The following is an 18441-nucleotide window of genomic DNA, read 5'->3' on the forward strand; positions in this document are numbered from 1 at the left end:
GGGCGAAGCCGTGCGGGCCGCAGAGTCCGAGGCGGTCGGCAGCGGTGTCCGCCTGTGCCGCCCAGCGCTCGGCCGCCGCGACATCGCCGGTGGCCAGCGCGGCCGCCGACAGCATGGCGTACCAGAGCGGATGGAAGGTCACCTGGGCGAGCGGCAGCTCCGGGCCGCCCCCGGCCTCCAGCAGGACCCGGGCGCAGCGTTCGGGCTGACCGGCCGTCAGCAGGGTCTGTGCGTGAATGGCCACCGCGCTCCGGCTCCACCAGCCGCCGCCCGGTGCCGACCGGACGGCCCGCTCGGCGAGGGCCAGGGCCGCTCCGTCGGCGGCGGGGCGGCGGTTCGGGTCCATCGCTGCCGCGCGGAGGGCCATCGCCAGGGCCCCGAGCTCACGGCTGCCGATCTCACGGGCCGCCTGCTCGGCCTCCGCGGCGGTCCGCTCGGCCCGTCGTAACTCGCCCGTCCAGAACTGCCGGAAGCCGATGCCGAGCAGCAGGTGCGGCACCACGTGGTCCTGGCCGTTCCGGCGGGTCAGGCGCAGACCGCGCTCGTGGTGGCGGGCCGCGTCGGCGTACTGCTCGGCGAGCAGCTCGCCCCAGCCCAGTTGGGCGAGTGCCTCCGGCTGACAGGCGAGGTCGGCGTCGGGGAGGCGGTCGGCCAGCGCGGCGCAGGCGGCCAGCGTGCGGCGCGCCCGGTCGACCCGGCCGAGGTAGATGCTGCCGAGTCCGCGTACGGCGAGGGCCGTCGCCTCGGCCGGCGGGTCGCCGAGCTCGCGGGCCGTCCGCACCGCCTGTTCGACGAACCGGTCGGCGTCCGCGAAGCCCCCGGTGAGCAGGGCCACGATGCCGTACTCGGTCATCAGGGCGACCGCCTGGGGCGAGGGCCGGCCCTCGATCCTGGGCAGCTCGCCCCGCAGCAGGGCCTCGGCCTGGGAGTAGTGGCCGAGCATGCGTTCCGTGCGGGCGCACAGCGTCGCGGTCTCGATCCGCCGGTCCAGCGGGTCGGTCGGTACCCGTGCCAGCACCTCGTGCAGCAGGTCGCGGCTCTCCGACAGCCGCCCCGACGTGGCCAGGGCGTGGGTGCGCGCGAGCTCGAGCCGGAGTCGGCGGTCGTGTTCGGCGGGGGTGTCGGGGATGGCCTGCAGGGCGACGCCGAGCCAGCGTGCGGCGTCGCCCGGGGCGGTGCGCAGTGCGGCCTCGGCCGCCTCCTCCAGGATCCGGACGACCTGCGGGTCGGCGTCGACCAGGCACCGTTCGGCGTGCCGGGCCCGCTCCACCGCGGGGGCGCCGCTGCGGGTCAGCCGGGCGAGCGCGCGGCGGTGTGCCCCGACCCGCCAGACCGGGTCGGCGTGCTGGTAGACCAGTCGGCGCAGGACCGGGTGACGGAACGTCAGCTGGGGCGTGCCGGCGACCGGGCGCAGGATGTCGCGCCGGATCAGGGTGGTGGCCGCGTGGTGGGCCCGCTCGGTACCGAGTTCGGCGACCTCCGCCAGCGCCTCGACCAGGAAGCACTCGCCGAGCACGGCGGCGGCGGCGGTGAGCAGCCGGCCGTCGTCGGGCACCAGCGCGAGCTCGCCGAGCAGCACCGCCGCCGGGCCTGCCGCTTCGCCGCCGCCCGCGAGGTCGGCGAGGGCGAGCAGGAGGAGCGGGTTGCCGCCGCTCTCCCGGTGGATCTCGTCCCAGCGGTGCGGCCGGCTGTCGGCCTGTCCGTTCGACTGCCCGGCACCGACCGCCAGACAGGCGAGGGTGGCGGACTCGGCGGCGGACAGCGGTCCGACCTCGACCCGCTCGGCGCCGGCCGGCGCGGGCCGGTCGGCCCAGAGCTCGTTCGCCGGGCCGTTGCCGAGCAACGGTTGCAGGGTCGGTGCCTGCTCGGCCCAGCGGCCGAGCAGCGAACGCACCCGCTGATGGATCCGCACCCGCTCGGCGCCGGCCGGCGCGGGCCGGTCGGCCCAGAGCTCGTTCGCCGGGCCGTTGCCGAGCAACGGTTGGAGCGAGTCGGTCAGGCCGGGTGGCAGCAGCAGTCCGGCGGCCTCGGTACGGAACCGGTCGCCCAGCGCATCCTGGTAGACACCTAACCCCAGCCCGGTCTCGGCTTCGGTCGCCCGGCCCTTCAGGACCTGGACGCCGCGCGAACGGGCGTCGGCCGACAGCTCCAGGAGCAGGAGGGTCTTGCCGATGCCCGGCTCACCGGCGATCTCCAGGACTCCGCCGGAACCGCCGAGCAGCTGCGTGACCGCGCGTTCCAGCCGTCCGAGTTCGACAGCCCGGCCGACCAGCTTGGCCGACCGCTCCGAACAACCATCCGGTACGTCCACAGGCCCCGCCCCACCTCGCAACAGCGCCGGTCCCGCAGAGCTCCCCCGGCCGTCGGGAGCACCCCCGATCAGCGCCCACCATAGGTGACTGATCATCAGTACGTAAGGGAGTAGGTAGTTCTGCGGATGTCAGGTGAATCTTCTCGCCCATAGATTCGTCGGATCGCCGCTACCACCACCACAGGGACGGCGACTGCAGAGCTTGTTCACCTCTCTCATCCAGGAGCAAGTCTTTGACGCACATCCGCGCGGCAGCAGCGGACATGGCAGCGACTGCATTCGCTCCCAGCACCTGCCAGTGCCCAACCCCCCACGGCCCCAAGCCTCTTGGCGCCGCCCCTGTTGACCCGGCCCCTCGTGACCCAGCCCTTCGTGACCCAGCCCTTCGTGATCCCGCCCCCGGCCAGGGCCGGTCGGGCCACCAGCAGACCCCCCTGMCCCCCGCCACCGCCCGGGCGGCCGCCCGGTGGCCGGCCCCGGCCGAATCGGCACTCCCGGGAATCCACGCTCTGCTCGCCAGTGAGAGCAACTACTGGCGGTCGGTGCTCGACCTGGCGGCGGGCCGACTGGACGCCCTGCTGACGATGCAGAACCAGGTCTCCGCCACCTTCGACGGACCGGCCACCGAGCGCACCGTGGACACCGGGTCGCTCTCGAAACTGCTGCACGCACTGGCCATCGACTGCCGATCCGACGTGGGCTGGATCCGGCCCGGCGGTCAACGGCCGTCCATGTTCGCACCGTTCCTCGGCCGAGGGCTGGCCGAGTTATCCGGCGGAGTGCGGGTACGGGCCCTACTGGACTCGGCGACCGACGCGACCCGCGCCGCGCAGCTGCTGGCGGCCCGCCCGAGGACCGGGGAGTCCGACGTACGCAGCAGCCCCGACCTCCCTCAGGAACTCCTGCTGGTCGACGACCGGATCGCCCTGGTCCCGCAGGCCCTGCCGGGAGGCGAACCGGTCGTCACGATCCTCCGCGAACCGGCCGCCATCCGGCTCGCCCGACTCCTCTTCGACACCGCCTGGTCCACCGCGGCACCCGCTCAGCGGCCCACCCCGCACGCGGAGTCCGTCGAGACCGTCGGGTCCGTCGAGGAACCCGCCGACGACTCCTCGGGCGACCCGGACAGCCTGGCCGACGACCCGCTGAAACTCCAGATCCTGCAACTGCTGGCAGCCGGCGCCAAGGACGAGACGATCGCCCGCCGCACCGGCATCTCGCTACGCACCTGTCGACGGCACGTCGCCGCAATCCTGCTCGCGCTCAACGCCGACAGCCGGTTCCAGGCCGGAGCCAACGCGTTCCGCCTCGACCTGATCAGCCCTTCACCGCAGCTCTGACCCGACCCGCGCGGCGCACGGACCGGACGTGTCCGTGCGCCTGCGGGGTGTCGAAGCGGTGCATGTCCCTCCTACGGCAGCCAGCGCCGAACCAACTCACGGTCTGTGGTTGCGTCTTCGACCCACCAGAGCTTCAGCGCCTTGTCCCACTGTGCCCGAACCAGGCGCTTCGCCTCATCCTTCTGCTCGAACGGCACCTTGAGGTACAGACGTCCTGCCACCACGTCCCCCGCGGCGATCCCAGCACTGCCAGGAGGTCCGACCGGCTTGGGCGGCGCTACTGCCGGGTGGGTCGTCAAGGAGTCGCTCACGGCCGCAATGCCCGCTCGGACGCGCGGGTCGTCCTGTCCGGGGCGCTCCCAACGCTTCTCATCCCCCGGCTGAGCCCGATCCACGATCCGCTGCACCCGCTGACACGAGAGCGGGTCAGTGATTCGCATCATCAGATCTGTTGGCCCGACCTTGGCCAGGAGATTCAGCGAACCGTGCCACAGGACCGTGTCATCGATGATGAGAACCTTCTCGTGCATGCGCTCCCGCTGCACCACCGTGATACCGGCCTGCCCGAGCTGGCCGACGAGCCAAGTCCCCCGCGTGTCCTCACTGTGGTCTCGGGTGTACAGCGTCACCTTCACCCCCTCCGACGCCTTCCTCCCCAGCAGGCCGATCCACTGGTCCACCGCCCTGGCATTGAGAAAGGCGCAGTACACGTCGATGCTCTTGACCGCTCGACCCAGATCCCAGGACACCGCCCGGCCCACCTCGTCCGCCGGAAAGAATGCCGGACGGGCGAGTTCGTCCTCCTCCAGGCCGGCCAGCTCGGCCGCCTGGCGAATGGGGACCAGCTCCTCCACGGGGAGACGGACACCACGTCGCTCCAGGTGGTCCAGCATCGCCAACGCTTCGCTGTGCGGGGCCAGGTGCTGTCGTAGGTGCGCCACGTCGGCGACCACCACCAGGTGGTCCTGAGCCCGGCTCAGCGCGACGTTGAGCAGTCGGCAGGTGGTGGATGACAGGCCGGTGCCTTCGTAGAAGTACCCGGGTTTGGCGCCGGCTCCGGCGACCATGTCAATGATCACCAAAGGCCGTTGGCTGCCCTGGAACCGATGCACCGTGTCGACCAGCCCCTCGTACTCCTCGCCGAATCGATGCCGAAGGCCTGCACCCAGTCGCTGCACCTGGGCGCGATACGGGGCGATCACCGCCAGTTGCGCGACGGGCCCGCCCGGTCCACCGTCCGGCGCAGCGGCGCGCGGCGGCAGCACCCCGTCGTACTGCAGCCCACGTACCAGCTCATGGATGACTGCCTCGTGCACCGCATTGGTCTTGTGCGCGCCCTCCCCGCTGCTGACCACCCGTTGGCTGGACGTGTCGACCAGGACCAGTGGACCGGGCAGCAGGGGTGACTGCGGCAGCCTGCTGCTGTCCGTCCGCCCGGTGTGCAGAGGTGCATCCGGATACGCCACCGTGTTCACCAACTCGCAGATGGCCGGGCGCATCCGGTATTGCGTGTCCAGACCGACCAGCCGGGCGTCCTGGCGCTGGGCCGCACCGTCCGCGCCGACCAGGCCTGCGGCGTGGAATGCATCGCGAGCTGCCCACAGACGCGAATGGGGCTGCTGCTCCTTGTCGGCGTTGTCACCGGCGGCCTTGGTGACCGCAGGCAGCTGTCGGAAGTCACCGGCCACAACTACCCGCTTGCCGGCCAGGCCTGCGGCGACCCACGCGGACGGCAGGTCCACCATCCCCGCCTCATCGATCACCACGACGTCCACCTGGTCCAGAAGCTTCCGGGACTGCACCGCTCTTGCCACCGTCGTCCCGAGCACCCGGCAGCGCGCCCGCACAGCCTCCTGCAGTTGGCGCCGCTCGGCATCCAGTGCCTCGATTCGGGCCGCCAGGGCTTTCGCCTGGTCCTCCAACACCGACTGCGGCTGACATCCCGTCAACTCGGCGAGCACTCGCTGCTGTTGGCCCGTCAGATCTGCGATCTCCGCCTCGGCCCGAGCGGCTCGCGCGGCTCCATCGCGCTGGGCCTGTACTGCCTGGCCGATCACCACGCCCTGCTCGCCGAGATCCAGCTGCAGCTTCTCCAACTTCGCCCGCTTGCGGTCAGCGAACCAGCCCTCGGGCGGCTCGGCCTGCGCGATCTGGACACGCAGCCCAGCAGCCGCAGCATCAGCGATCAAGAGCTGGTGACCTGCCGCATCAGAGTCGATCGTCGCCTGTTGCCACTGCGACCTCACCTGAACCAGGCTCTGCTTCAAACGGAGGTTCTCGGCGTACAGGGCCAATGTTGCCCTGACAGCGTCCAGTTGCGGCTTGGCCACCGCCAGCTGCGCATCGATCTCGGCATTGACGCGAGCGGCGATCCGCTCCTGGTTGATCTGGTCACCGAAGCGCTGGTCCAAGCCGGGCACGACGATCTTGCCCGCGCGCTGGACCAGACCGGTATCGAATCCGGCCTCCCGCTCCAACAACTCGCAGATCCGCTCAAGGGCCTGGTCCACCGCGACGTTGGTCGGGGCCAGGAAAAGCACGCGGTGTCCCTGCCGGTAGCTACCCTCGGTGATATAGGAGACGACGTCGGTCTTCCCGGTACCGGGCGGCCCCCACAGGAACAGGATCCGACTGCCCAACGCCTGGACCACCGCTTGGCGCTGACGGTCGTTCAGCTGCAGACCGTGCCAACCGGCCACCCAGCGCTGCGGATCCGAAACCCGGCCGATCTGAGCATCCCCCTGGTTCAACAACAGGCCTGCCGATGCGACTTCGAGACGGCTTTCCGGCTGACCCACCCCCTCCAGGCGCTGCACCAGGGCGACCCAGCCGGCCGCGTCATCCTCACGCAGCTCGGCCTTGCCCCGCTCCTCGCCCAGGTCGGCGGAGGTCACAACTCGCACCGTGCCGTCAGGACTCCGGCTCACCTCGGCCGGCAGCCACGCGCTGCGGGATCCCGCCGACCGCACCACCAGAGTCCGCCCGTCAAAGGCCTCCCGCCAGGCCTTGCACCGGAATACGTACTCCCGGACATCCCCACCGCCGATCTGACGGCCACTGTGCAGGAAAACCGTATTCGCCGTACCGCTACCGTCACGCCTCGATGAGGCAATCTCCGCCCGGCACGCCCGCAGCAACTCCTCCGTCGGATACGGCCGCTCTACACCCGCCACGTGATGCCCCCTCGTCACAGCTACCGGCTGACCGCTCCGAACAAGGTTAGTACCCGGATCGGATCCCTGTTGAGTCTTGAGAGACGCCCGAGCCGGCAACTACCAACCTCGTAAAGCGCGGCCTTCTGTCGACGAAGATCGGTACGGTGGCGGCGTATACGTACCGAAAAGGGGTGGGATGCGTGAGAGCTGACACTGTCGACCTGCGACGGATCTTCGGGAAGGACGTCCGGTACACGGTGCCGTTGTTCCAGCGTCCGTACGTGTGGAACCGGGACGACAACTGGACGGCCCTCTGGGACGACATCCGCCGCACCGTCGAGCGGACCCAGAACGCCGCTGAGACCGGCGAGACCGTGGCACCGCATTTCCTTGGAGCGGTGGTCTTCGACCAGACTCCGTACCTGTCGTCGAGCCTGGAGACCCGGCAGGTCATCGACGGCCAGCAGCGGCTCACCACGCTCCAGCTCTTCCTGTACGCCGCCCGGCAGTCAGCCACTGTCCTCGGTGACGAGCGCTCGGTCCGGCTGCTCACCAAGTTCCTGGAGAACGACGAAGACCTCTTCGACAGCGGCCGGCACCCCGACCACCGCTACAAGGTCTGGCCGACCAACGCCGACCGCGCCCCCTTCCGCGCAGTCATGACCGGGCAGCCGGTCGAGAGCACGCTCGCCGAGGCGGTGCACTACTTTCAGAGCGTCATAGACAGCTGGCTGGCGGAGACCACCCAGCCGGAGGAGCGCCTCAACTCCCTCGTCCAAACGGTCCGCGAGCAGTTGCGCCTGGTCATCATCGACCTGGAGGAACACGACGACGCCCAGGTCGTGTTCGAGACACTCAACAGCCGCGGTACCCCGCTCTCCCACGCAGACCTGGTCAAGAACCTGCTCTTCCAGACCGCCGAACACGCGGGCGCTGACGTGGATCGCCTCTACAAGGCGTACTGGGCGCCCTTCGAGCAGCCCGAGTGGCGGGTCGAGCAGACCACCGGCCGTATCACCCGCAGCCGCCTCGACGTCTTCCTCACCTACTGGCTCACCATGCGCACCCGGCGAGAGTTCACGTCCACGGCACTGTTCAAGGAGTTCGACCGCTGGCTGCGGGCCACCACCTCTCCCGTCGAGGAGGTCTTCGCGGAGCTGGCCCGATATGCGGAGATCTACGACGGCCTCGACCAGCACCCGCCGCACGGCGTGGAGGGCCGATTCCTGTACCGCCTTCGGGTCATGCAGATCTCCACCCCGATGCCCCTGCTGCTCTTCCTCTACGGTCTGGGCGACGAAGTCCTCCCGCCGGCACGTCGACAGCGGACCGTACGGGCGATCGACAGCTACATCGTCCGCCGCACCATCCTGAACCTCAGCAACAGCGACTACAACCACATCTTCCGGGAACTGGTCACCGTCGGCAGCAAGCGGCCCGAACAAGCCGACGAGGCGATCGTCACGGCGCTCGACGCGATGCAGGGCAATCACCGCCGGTGGCCGACGGACGCCGAGTTCAGCACCGCGCTGGAACAGGATCCCCTCTACACCCGCCTGTACCGCCACCGTGTCCGCATCCTCCTGGAGGCGCTGGAGGACGTGCTGCGCACCGGGCACACCGAACAGCTCGTCGTCCCCGAAGGCGAACACTTCGGCGCCAAACTGACGATCGAGCACGTGATGCCACAGAGCTGGGAAGAGAACTGGCCGCTGTCAGCGGATGACCCCAGCGAGGGCAGCGACCGCCACGAACTCGTCCACACACTGGGCAACCTGACGCTCGCCACCGCGAAGCTCAACCCCACCATCGGCAACATGGGTTGGGATGACAAGAAGAAGTGGCTCAGCGAACACAGTCTGCTCCGCCTCACCAACGGCACTCTGCTGCACGCCCCACCCACCGCCACGGTCCCCGACTGGGCCGCAAGCTGGGACGAGCTGCGCATCCGCCGGCGCGGCAGCTACCTGGCGGCCCTCGCCCTGGAAATCTGGCCGTCCGCAGACCGCCTCCCGGTGGAGAGCAGCGGGCTCTCCACCGAGTAGTCCGACGCTGGTTGCCCACAGGAGGGGCAGGCTGGCGTGAGCGAGATCAGCCGGCCCGGCCGATCGGCCCCGAAGCGGAGAAGAAGAACACATGACGCAGAGCGCGCTCGACCAGTTGCTCGGCCGTGCCCGTGGCCCGATGGGGCCGGCGATCGAGCTGGACTTCGGTGTCGAGGACGGGCCGCTGGTCGAACTCGGCCGGGTGATCTCCCGGACCAACGGATTCTTCCTCTTCAACGGTGGCGTCCAGGTCTTCCGGGTGGGCGAGGAGGGCCTCGGCCCCGACATGCTGTTGTGGAACACCGACGAAGTCTGGAAGGACACCTACGCCGGCCTGGCCGATGATCTGTTCTGCTTCGGACAGGACCTCTTCGGCAACCAGTTTGCCGTTGCAGGTGGCGCCGAGGTCGTCCGCTTCGATCCGGAGACCGCTGATGTGACGTCGCTCGGCACCAGCCTCGAGGACTGGGCCGGGTGGTTGCTGGAGGACCCGGACGTCAACGGGGTCAACTCCTTCGCCCACGCCTTCCAGAAGAAGAACGGCGCACTCGGCCCCGATGAGCGTCTGATTCCCCTTCAGCTCTTCGTCATGGGTGGTGCCTACGAGTTCGACAATCTGACGGTCAAGGACTCCGCCGTCGCCATGCGCATCCGCGGGCCCATCGCCCAGAAGGTTCACAACACACCGGACGGCGCCACGATCCACCTCAGCACAGACTGAACCCGCTCCTCGGTGCCCCCCGGTCCAGTATTCTCACTGGCACAGACCGGTTCGGACCCGCTGGAAAGCAGCACGCATCGTGGCCATCGCGCACCGCCTCGTCGAGACACCCGACCACGGTGCAGACACCGACAGCGCACCCCCGCTCACCCTCGCCGAGCTCTCCGCACTCGGCACCTGCGCCGCCGTCTTCCTCCCGGCCGMCCCGCCCCGGCTCGGCCGAGTGGCGTTCTGGCGCCCCGATGGCGCCGCGCCGCCAGGCCGCCAAGAGGACGTCACCCAGCTCACCGTGGCCCGCCCGCACGGCGCCTCGGCACGCCGTCGCACCGTACCGGCCACCGTCCTGACCGTCGCTCAGGCGCTGCCCGCACTCACCCGGGCCCGGACGAAAGAGGGCGCAGGCCCGGCCGCCGCGTTCTGGGGCGCGGCCGGCCTTATCGCCCTTCAACTGGTCGCCCGAGGACGGCTGTTGCCCGGTGTCAGCCCGGGCGGCCTGGATGCCTGGCGCGTCGGCCCGCTGGAGCCGGACGACCTCCGGCGGATCCGCGAACTCGCCGCCGCGATGCCGCCCGAGGCCCGCGCCGTACCGCTCCCGGACCGTACGCCGCTGCAACTGCCCGAGGCCGAACCGCTGCTGCGCGCCTTCCTGGACGCGGTCGCCGACGGGCTGCCGCGCACCCCGGCCGCGCATCTCGCGGCGGGCAGCCCGGCCTGGGCCTCCCCCGCCCCTCAGCAGGTAAGCGCGGAACGCGGCTGGGCAGCCGAGATCGCCGCCGGGCTGGACGCCGGCGTCCGGGTCGCACTGCGCCTGGAGCTGCCAAGCCAAGCGGACGATTCCGAAGAGTGGCACGACAGTTGGGAGGACGAGGACCAGGATCTGCCGTTCCGCGCCGTCGTCCAGCTGCACAGCCTCGGTGACGCCACGCTGGTCACCGACGCCGGCGACCTCTGGGCGGGCCGCGCGGCCGCCGGTGACGCCTTCGGTCCGCGCACCAAGGTCGACACGCTGCTGACGCTGCGTCGCGCCGCCCGGGTGTGGCCGCCGCTGGCCCGGTTGCTCACGGCGGCCGCTCCGGCCGAGTTGGAGCTGTCGGACGAGGAGGTGCAGGAGCTGCTCGGCGACGCCGCGGTGCGCCTTGCGGCGGCCGGGCTTCAGCTGCACTGGCCCAAGGAGCTGGCCCGCGAGCTGACCGCGCATGTGGTGGTCGAGGAGGCGGAGCGGGCCGGTTCCGACCTGCCGTCGCTGCTGTCCGCCGAGAAGCTGCTCGGTTTCCGTTGGCAACTCACCGTCGGCGGAAGGGAGTTGACCCGGGCCGAGCTGGACCGTCTCGCCGAGGCGCAGCGCCCGATGGTCCGGCTGCGCGACCAGTGGGTACTGCTCGACCCCGAAGCCGTACGGCGCGCCCGCGAGCGTGCGCACGAGGAGCGGCTGCTCACCCCGCTGGACGCGCTCTCGGCCGCCCTCACCGGCACGGCCGAGGTGGACGGGGAGCTGGTCGAGGTCCGCTCCGCCGGGTGGCTCGACGAGCTGCGAGACCGCCTCACCGACCCCGAGGCGACCGCCCGCCGGGAGCCCGTTCCGCAGCCCGCCGCGCTCCAAGCCACCTTGCGCGACTACCAGTTGCGCGGTCTCGGCTGGCTGCACCGGATGACCTCGCTCGGCCTCGGCGGCTGCCTGGCCGACGACATGGGCCTCGGCAAGACCATCACCCTGATCGCCCTGCATCTGCACCGACAGACCGATCCCGCCACGGCCGGCCCCACCCTGGTGGTCTGCCCCACCTCGCTGCTCGGCAACTGGCAGCGCGAGATCGAACGTTTCGCTCCCGGCACCGCCGTACGCCGCTTCCACGGGACCGCCCGTGAGCTGACCGGCCTGGCCGCGGGCGAGTTCGTGCTCACCACGTACGGCACCATGCGCAGGGACGCCGCCCGGCTCGAGGTGGCCGGGCCGTGGGGGCTGGTGGTCGCGGACGAGGCGCAGCACGTCAAGAACCCGTTCTCCACCACCGCCAAGGCGCTGCGCACCCTCACCGCCCGGGCCCGGGTCGCCCTCACCGGCACGCCCGTCGAGAACAACCTCTCCGAGCTGTGGGCACTGCTCGACTGGACGACCCCCGGGCTGCTCGGCCCCCTCAAGGCCTTCCGCGACCGCTACGCCCGAGGAGTGGAGCGCGGCGACGACCCCGGGGCCGCCGAGCGCCTCGCGTCGCTCGTCCGTCCCTTCCTGCTGCGCCGACGGAAGTCGGATCCGGGCATCGCCCCGGAGCTGCCGCCCAAGACCGAGACCGACCGCGTCGTCACCCTGACGAAGGAACAACTGGCGCTCTACGAGGCCGTGGTGCGGGAGACCCTGGCCGAGATCCGGGGCAGCACGGGCATCGCGCGGCGCGGACTGGTGGTCAAACTGCTCACCGGGCTCAAGCAGATCTGCAACCACCCGGCGCAGTACCTGAAGGAGGACAGCCCCGCCCGGGTCGCCGAGCGGTCGGGCAAGCTCGAGCTGCTGGACGAACTGCTCGACACCATCCTCGCCGAGGGCAACGCCACGCTGGTCTTCACCCAGTACGTCGCCATGGCCAGGATCATCGAGGGCCACCTCGCGCAGCGCGGGATCCCGGCCCTGTTCCTGCACGGCGGCACCACGGTCAAGCGGCGCGAGGAGATGGTCCGGCGGTTCCAGGACGGCGAAGTCCCGGTCTTTCTCCTGTCGTTGAAGGCCGCGGGCACCGGCCTCAACCTCACCCGGGCCGCCCATGTCATCCACTACGACCGCTGGTGGAACCCGGCTGTCGAGGACCAGGCCACCGACCGCGCGTACCGGATCGGCCAGACCCAGCCGGTCCAGGTCCATCGCATGATCGCGGAGGGCACCGTGGAGGACCGGATCGCCGAGCTGCTGAAGCGGAAGAAGGATCTCGCCGACGCCGTACTGGGCGGCGGCGAGGCCGCGTTCACCGAACTGACGGATGCACAGCTGGCCGAACTGGTGGAGCTGCGGACGGCCGACCGGCGCGCCCACAAGGCGGGCCGGTCATGAGCGCCACCCGAAAGCCCAGCAGCGCTCGAAAGCCGGCGAACGCACGCAGTACGACGTTCCCTCCGCTGCCGCCCGCCCGGGGCCGCCGCTCCTTCGCCGAGTCCTGGTGGGGCAACGCCTGGGTCGAGGCCCTGGAGGGGAAGCACGGCTCCGGCGACGGCCGCCTCGCCCGGGGCCGCACCTACGCCCGGGCGGGCAACGTCGGCGAGATCACCGTGACCCCGGGCCGGGTGGCCGCCCGGGTCCAGGGCAGCCGCCGCACGCCGTACCGGACGTCGATGGACATCCCGGTGCTGAGCGAGCGCGACTGGGAACTGCTGTTGGACGCAGCCGCCGGGCAGGCCGGGCACATTGCGGCCCTGCTCGACCGGGACATGCCCGCCGAACTGGCCGAGGACGCCGCCCGAGCCGGGGTACGGCTGCTCCCCCGGCAGAGCGAGCTCACCCCGTCCTGCTCCTGTCCCGACTGGGGCTACCCCTGCAAGCACGCGGCCGCCGTCTACTACCAGGTCGCCCGGCTGCTCGACGAGGACCCGTTCGTCCTGCTGCTGCTCCGGGGGCGCGGCGAGCAGGAGCTCATGGACGAACTCCAGCGACGCAACGCCGCACAGGCCGCCCTGGAGTCCACGGGCCCACCTGACGCACCCTCAGCCAGCAGCTCCGTACCCGCCAAGGACGTCTTCGCCGCCGCCAAGGCCGGGCTGCCGCCACTTCCCGGCCCGCCGCCCGCAGTTGATCGCCCCGGCCCCGGCGCCGTACTCACCGGCTCGGGGACGCCCGGCACCGGGCCCGACCCGGCAGCACTGGAGTTCCTCGCTGCCGACGCCGCCGCCCGCGCCGTACGACTGCTGGCCGAGGCGCTCTCCCCCACCCACGCCGACACCGCACCAGCAGACCGCCTGGACGTCGACCAGGACGTCATCCGCCTCACGGCAGCCCAAGCCCCGCCCACCGTCCTCGCCCGCCTCGCGGACGCAGCCGGACTCAACGCCACAGACCTCGCCCGCTCCGTACGCGCCTGGCAGTACGGCGGCCCCGAGGGCCTGCGGGTCCTCAACCAGCCCTGGGACCCGGCCCCGTACGACCTCGCCGCCGCCCGCGACGCGGTCAGGCACGCCTGGGAGGGCGAGCGCGCGCCCGCCCTGCGGGCCACCCGCAACCGCCTCACCGCCACCGGCGGCTCCGCACAGCTGCGCCTGGGTGCCGACCGCCACTGGTACCCCTACCGCAAGGAGTCCGGCACCTGGTGGCCCGCCGGCCCCGCCGACCTCGATCCGGCAGCGGCCTTCGCCACCGCCCTGGACCCGGAACTCGCGGAGCTCACCGACCGCGTGCTCGAGGCGGACCACGAGGCGGCCGCACTGGTCTGGCCGGCCGAGGTCTGACTCCGGTCACCGCTTCCGGGCCGGCACCTCGGCGGCCGGTACGTCGGCGGGGACGAGCACCCGCCGGGTCTCGGTGAGCCACAGCAGCCGGTCGACCTGCCGACTGACCGTCAGCACCGTGAAGGACCGCCCGAGCTCGAGGGTTTCGGCCCGGATCCGGATCAGCGCGTGCAGTGCCGCGCTGTCGCAGAAGGTGACCCCGCCCAGGTCGAGCCGGAGTCCGCCGGGGCAGACCGAGAGGGTGCTCCGCAGGGCCGCGCCGAGCGCCTGCGCGCAGTCCTGGTCGAGCTCGCCGTCGATCGCGACGGTGCCGACACCGAGAGCCGGGTCGGGACCGGCCACCAGACGCAGAGCCGTACCGGGCGCGATCCGCTCCCGCACCTCAGGTCGCCTCCTGGTCGTCCGCCAGCCGCTCGCGCAGCCCGCTCAGGATGCCTGCCAGCAGACGCGACACGTGCATCTGCGAGACCCCGATCTCCTCGGCGATCTCCGCCTGCGTGCAGTCACCCCAGAACCGCAGCGCGAGCACCGTCCGCTCACGCACCGGCAGCGCCCGGAGCAGCGGCCGGACGGCCTCCCGGAACTCCGCCAGATCGAGCTCCCGGTCACAGGCGCCCAGCCGGTCGAACAGCGCGCTGCCGTACGCGTCGTCCCGGTCCTGCCGCAGCGCGTCCAGCGAGTTGACCCGGTAGACCCGGCCCACTCCGAGCCCGACCACCACGTCGGCCGGTTCGAGGTCGAGCTCCTCGGCGATCTCCTCCGGGGTCGGCAGCCGGCCGAGCCCCTGCTCCAGCCGGTCGGAGCACCGGGCCACCCGCAGGTAGCGCTCCTGGAGACTGCGCGGCACCCGCAGCGGCCAGCTGGTGTCCCGGAAGAACCGTTTGATCTCGCCGGTGATGGTCGGGATCGCGTAGGTGGCGAACTCAACGCCGCGCCGGTGGTCGTAACCGTCCACGGCCTTGATCAGGCCGACCGTGCCGACCTGGAGGATGTCGTCCAACTCGGCCGCGCCGCGCCGGAAACCGCCCGCGGCGAACCGGACCAGCGGCATGTTGAGCTCGATGATCGTGCCGCGCACGTAGCTGTAGGCGGCCGACTCGCGTTCCAGGCCCGCCAGCCGTTCGAAGAGCGCGTCGCTGAGCGCGCGGGCCTCGGTCTTCCCCATCGCCCGCATCTCCCGGCGGCTGGGCCGGTGCAGCTCCGCGGGCAGCAGCGCGGTGGTGTCGGAAGCGGACACTGGGGTCATCTCCCCTGGACGTCCGGCGCCGCGACGCCCGGCCGGGAGATCCCGCCGGCCGGCAGACGGTACGCAGGAATCAGTTGGTGGGAGACCGTCGCGCCCGGCTGCTTCAGGCTGCGGTGCCCCGGCACGGGGACCGTGCCGTGTGGTGTCGACGACCCGTCGGCCGCCGGACCGGAGCCGGGCAGCTGCCCGAACACTCCGCTCCTGGCTGGTCCCCGGATCGGGGCCCCGTTAAACCTGTGCGTGACTCGCGCCGCACCGGGCAGACGCGACAGCGAAGCCGACTCGCCGGAGGCCCGCATGACAGCACAACCGAACCCCCAGGACCCCGGCCGTGACGAGACCGAGGAGGAACGGGCCGACCGCCGGTGGGGCGAGCTGCTCCAGGAGGTACGGATCGCCCAGACCGGCGCGCAGATCATGTTCGGCTTCCTGCTGACGGTCGCCTTCACCGAACGGTTCACCACCCTCGACCACCTCGAACGGACGCTGTACGTCACGGTGGTGACACTCGGTGCGTTCGCCGTCGGCACCCTGATCGCCCCGGTCTCCTACCACCGGCTGCTGGCCGGGGCGCACGTCAAACCGCTGATGGTCACCGCCGTCGCCCACCTGGTCGCCCTCGGTCTCGCCCTGCTCGCCGTGACGATCTCCGCAGCCCTGCTGCTGCTCCTCCGGGTCGCCGGCCTCGGCTGCGCCGCCTGGGCGATCGCCGGCGGCGTGCTGTTCTGGTTCGCGCTCTGCTGGGTGGTCCTGCCCCTTGCCGTCCTGCACCGCTCCAAGGAATGAGCAGGTTTCCCCGGCCGACGGCGGGCTAGCCGCTAGACGTGGGATCCGGCCCGATGCCCCCTGTGCTGCGAGGTGCGCCATGACGTCGTTCGGTTACTTTCTCTCCTGCGAGGAGTTCACGGCGGCGGAACTCCTGGAACAGGCCAGGCTGGCCCGGCAGGCGGGCTTCACCCACCTCGCGATCTCCGACCACTACCATCCGTGGAACGACGCGCAGGGCAACAGCCCGTTCGTCTGGTCGGTGATCGGCGCGCTCTCCCAGCTGACCGACCTGCCGGTGACGACCCTGGTCAGCTGCCCGACCGTCCGACTGCACCCGGCCGTGACCGCACAGGCGGCGGCCACCTCCAGTGTCCTGACCTCCGGCCGGTTCCGGCTCGGGGTGGGCACCGGCGAGGCGCTGAACGAGCACATCCTGGGCGACGCGTGGCCGCCCTTCGGCGTCCGGGCGGACATGCTCGCCGAGGCGGTCGAGGTGATCCGGCAGCTCTTCACCGGGGAACCGGCCAACCACCGCGGCCGGTACTACACCGTCGACAACGCCCGGCTCTACACCCCGCCGACCGGCGAATTGCCCATCTACGTCTCCGGTTTCGGCCCGCGCTCGGCGCAGCTCGCGGCCCGCATCGGCGACGGCTTCGTCACCGTCGGCCCGCAGGCGGACACGGTACGCACCTTCCGGGTGGCCGGCGGCGAGGGCCGGCCCGTGATCGGCCGCATCAAGGTGTGCTGGGACCGTGACCGGCAGCGGGCGGTCAGGACCGTCCACCGGCTGTGGCCCAACGAACTGCTGCCGGGGGAACTGGCCCAGATCCTCCCCACGCCCCAGCACTTCGAACAGGCCGCCGGGCTGGTCACCGAGCAGATGGTCGCGGACGCGGTGACCTGCGGCGACGACGTCGACGAGCACCTGGCCGCCCTGCAGCCCTTCGTCGAGGCCCGTTTCGACGAGGTCTACATCGGCCAGATCGGGCCCGACCAGCGCGGATTCTTCGACTTCTACGGCCGGGACGTACTGCCACGCCTGCAGGCCTGACAGTCCCCGTTTCGCCGGGCGGGCGTCGGGCAGGCGCGGAGCAGTGGCCGCGCGGAAGCCCGTGAGGAGATGACCGTGATGCCGGAAGAGGTCGTTGTCCCCGTCGGCGGATCGGCGCTGTCCGGTGACCTGGCGCTGCCCGAAGTGCGGGCGACGGTGCTGTTCGCCCACGGCAGCGGCAGTTCGCGGCACAGTCCGCGCAACCGGGCGGTCGCCGCCGCTCTGCAGCGGGCCGGCCTGGGGACCTTGCTGCTGGATCTGCTGACCGAGCAGGAGGAGCGGCGGGACCGGGTGACGGCCGAACTCCGGTTCGACATCGGGCTGCTGACCTCGCGTCTGGTCGCCGCCGTCGACTGGCTCGCCACCCACCCGGACACCGGGCGGGCGCCCGTGGCGCTGTTCGGCGCCAGCACCGGCGCGGCGGCCGCGCTGCAGACGGCGGCCGAGCGCCCGGCCCGGGTGGAGTCCGTCGTCTCCCGGGGCGGCCGGCCGGATCTGGCCGGTGCCGACGCGCTCGCCCGGGTCCAGGCACCGGTCCTGCTGATCGTCGGTGGCCGCGATCACGAGGTGCTGCGGCTCAACGAGGCGGCGGCCGAGCAGCTCAGGGCGCCGCACCGGATCGACGTGGTTCCCGGCGCGACCCACCTGTTCGAGGAGGCCGGCGCCCTGGAGCGAGTGGCGGAGCTCGCGCGGGAGTGGTTCCTGCACCCCGGCAGCGACGCGTTCTGAACCTGTTCCGCACCGCCGGTACCGCCGGTTCACGTCAGCCGGAACCCGAGCAGGCAGGCGTCGTCCTCCGGATTCGGCAGCCCCAGTCGGCGCAGGACGTGGTCCAGGCAGCCCGCAAGGCCGGGTGCCCGGTACTGCCGTACGGGCGCTGCAACATGCGCTGACGGACGTGCCGAGCGGCCCGGCCGCGCCCGGCCTGGAGGTGGCCGTGCGCTACCTCCCGGCGGAGGCCGACGGTCAGGTCGGCGGCGACTGGTACGACACCCTGACCCTGCCGGACGGCACGGTGTGAGGGTGCGCCGCTCGCGGTCCAGCCGCCCGCAGACCGCCGTGGCGACGAGCTCGCCGCCCAGGTGGCAGAGCAGCTGGTTGAGCCGGGCCAGCGCGGACGCCGGATCCGCCTCGACGAAGGCCATCCCCCGGAGTGTGTCGCGGAGTTGGACCATTCCGGCGGCGGCCCGCAGGCCGTGCCCGGAGACGTCCCCGACCACCACGAGCACCGTGCCGTCCGGCAGGGTCAGGGTGTCGTACCAGTCGCCGCCGACCTGACCGTCGGCCTCCGCCGGGAGGTAGCGCACGGCCACCTCCAGGCCGGGCGCGGCCGGGCCGCTCGGCACGTCCGTCAGCGCATGTTGCAGCGCCCGTAC

The 18441-nt window shown here is 71.7% G+C and carries 13 protein-coding genes; 8 read left to right on the forward strand and 5 right to left on the reverse strand.

Annotation, left to right across the window (positions count from 1 at the left end; all coding sequences use genetic code 11):
* Positions 1-2311: AAA family ATPase (locus ACXJMZ_RS32330; RefSeq protein ID WP_457033576.1), on the reverse strand; the 2311-nt coding region annotated here is incomplete at its 3' end.
* 542 nt (positions 2312-2853) lie between these two features.
* On the opposite strand from ACXJMZ_RS32330, the gene ACXJMZ_RS32335 reads away from it, so the two are divergent.
* Positions 2854-3651, forward strand: a complete 798-nt coding sequence (locus ACXJMZ_RS32335) for a LuxR C-terminal-related transcriptional regulator (protein WP_457033577.1) — start codon at positions 2854-2856, stop codon at positions 3649-3651.
* A gap of 71 nt (positions 3652-3722) precedes the next feature.
* Here the strand turns inward: ACXJMZ_RS32335 and ACXJMZ_RS32340 are convergent, their stop codons facing one another.
* The gene (locus tag ACXJMZ_RS32340) at positions 3723-6545 is read right to left on the reverse strand and encodes an AAA domain-containing protein (protein ID WP_457033578.1); all 2823 of its coding nucleotides are present in this window, start codon (positions 6543-6545) and stop codon (positions 3723-3725) included.
* 461 nt (positions 6546-7006) lie between these two features.
* On the opposite strand from ACXJMZ_RS32340, the gene ACXJMZ_RS32345 reads away from it, so the two are divergent.
* From ACXJMZ_RS32345 to ACXJMZ_RS32360, 4 genes are all read left to right on the forward strand, one after another.
* Positions 7007-8851, forward strand: a complete 1845-nt coding sequence (locus ACXJMZ_RS32345; protein ID WP_457033579.1) for a DUF262 domain-containing protein — start codon at positions 7007-7009, stop codon at positions 8849-8851.
* Positions 8852-8942: 91 nt separating this feature from the next.
* Positions 8943-9572: an SMI1/KNR4 family protein gene (locus ACXJMZ_RS32350; RefSeq protein ID WP_457033580.1), complete on the forward strand. Its 630-nt coding sequence runs from the start codon at positions 8943-8945 to the stop codon at positions 9570-9572.
* Positions 9573-9651: 79 nt separating this feature from the next.
* Entirely contained in the window at positions 9652-12612 is a 2961-nt protein-coding gene (locus ACXJMZ_RS32355; RefSeq protein WP_457033581.1) for an SNF2-related protein, read from the forward strand.
* Positions 12609-13997 carry an SWIM zinc finger family protein gene (locus ACXJMZ_RS32360; protein WP_457033582.1) on the forward strand — a complete coding sequence of 463 codons (1389 nt, stop codon included), beginning with the start codon at positions 12609-12611 and terminating at the stop codon, positions 13995-13997. Before ACXJMZ_RS32355 ends, ACXJMZ_RS32360 begins: the two co-directional genes overlap by 4 nt.
* A 6-nt stretch (positions 13998-14003) precedes the next feature.
* Here ACXJMZ_RS32360 and ACXJMZ_RS32365 read toward each other — a convergent pair whose 3' ends face one another.
* Positions 14004-14378: an STAS domain-containing protein gene (locus tag ACXJMZ_RS32365; RefSeq protein WP_457033583.1), complete on the reverse strand. Its 375-nt coding sequence runs from the start codon at positions 14376-14378 to the stop codon at positions 14004-14006.
* A gap of 1 nt (position 14379) precedes the next feature.
* On the reverse strand, positions 14380-15243 hold the full coding sequence (locus ACXJMZ_RS32370; protein ID WP_457033584.1) for a SigB/SigF/SigG family RNA polymerase sigma factor: 864 nt from the start codon (positions 15241-15243) through the stop codon (positions 14380-14382).
* A gap of 297 nt (positions 15244-15540) precedes the next feature.
* Here ACXJMZ_RS32370 and ACXJMZ_RS32375 point away from each other — a divergent pair, with 297 nt between their 5' ends.
* The 3 genes from ACXJMZ_RS32375 (at position 15541) to ACXJMZ_RS32385 (ending at position 17794) form a co-directional block, all read left to right on the forward strand.
* A complete protein-coding gene (locus ACXJMZ_RS32375; RefSeq protein WP_457033585.1) occupies positions 15541-16029 on the forward strand; it encodes a DUF6328 family protein in 489 nt (162 codons plus the stop codon).
* A 79-nt stretch (positions 16030-16108) separates the two neighbouring features.
* Positions 16109-17065, forward strand: coding sequence for a TIGR03557 family F420-dependent LLM class oxidoreductase (locus ACXJMZ_RS32380; RefSeq protein WP_457033586.1), 957 nt, complete (start codon positions 16109-16111; stop codon positions 17063-17065).
* Positions 17066-17143: 78 nt separating this feature from the next.
* Entirely contained in the window at positions 17144-17794 is a 651-nt protein-coding gene (locus ACXJMZ_RS32385) for a dienelactone hydrolase family protein (protein ID WP_457033587.1), read from the forward strand.
* 29 nt (positions 17795-17823) lie between these two features.
* On the opposite strand, the gene ACXJMZ_RS32390 is transcribed toward ACXJMZ_RS32385, so the two are convergent.
* Positions 17824-18441 (reverse strand): PP2C family protein-serine/threonine phosphatase (locus ACXJMZ_RS32390; protein WP_457033588.1); only part of this gene is annotated, 618 nt, incomplete at its 5' end.

The organism is Kitasatospora sp. P5_F3 (assembly GCF_054049135.1).

Bases quoted from the DNA above. Each gene is read 5' to 3' on its own strand.
- ACXJMZ_RS32350 (WP_457033580.1), top strand. From the start codon at position 8,943: ATGACGCAGAGCGCGCTCGACCAGTTGCTCGGCCGTGCCCGTGGCCCG.
- ACXJMZ_RS32360 (WP_457033582.1), top strand. From the start codon at position 12,609: ATGAGCGCCACCCGAAAGCCCAGCAGCGCTCGAAAGCCGGCGAACGCA.
- ACXJMZ_RS32370 (WP_457033584.1), bottom strand. From the start codon at position 15,243: ATGACCCCAGTGTCCGCTTCCGACACCACCGCGCTGCTGCCCGCGGAG.
- ACXJMZ_RS32375 (WP_457033585.1), top strand. From the start codon at position 15,541: ATGACAGCACAACCGAACCCCCAGGACCCCGGCCGTGACGAGACCGAG.
- ACXJMZ_RS32380 (WP_457033586.1), top strand. From the start codon at position 16,109: ATGACGTCGTTCGGTTACTTTCTCTCCTGCGAGGAGTTCACGGCGGCG.
- ACXJMZ_RS32385 (WP_457033587.1), top strand. From the start codon at position 17,144: ATGCCGGAAGAGGTCGTTGTCCCCGTCGGCGGATCGGCGCTGTCCGGT.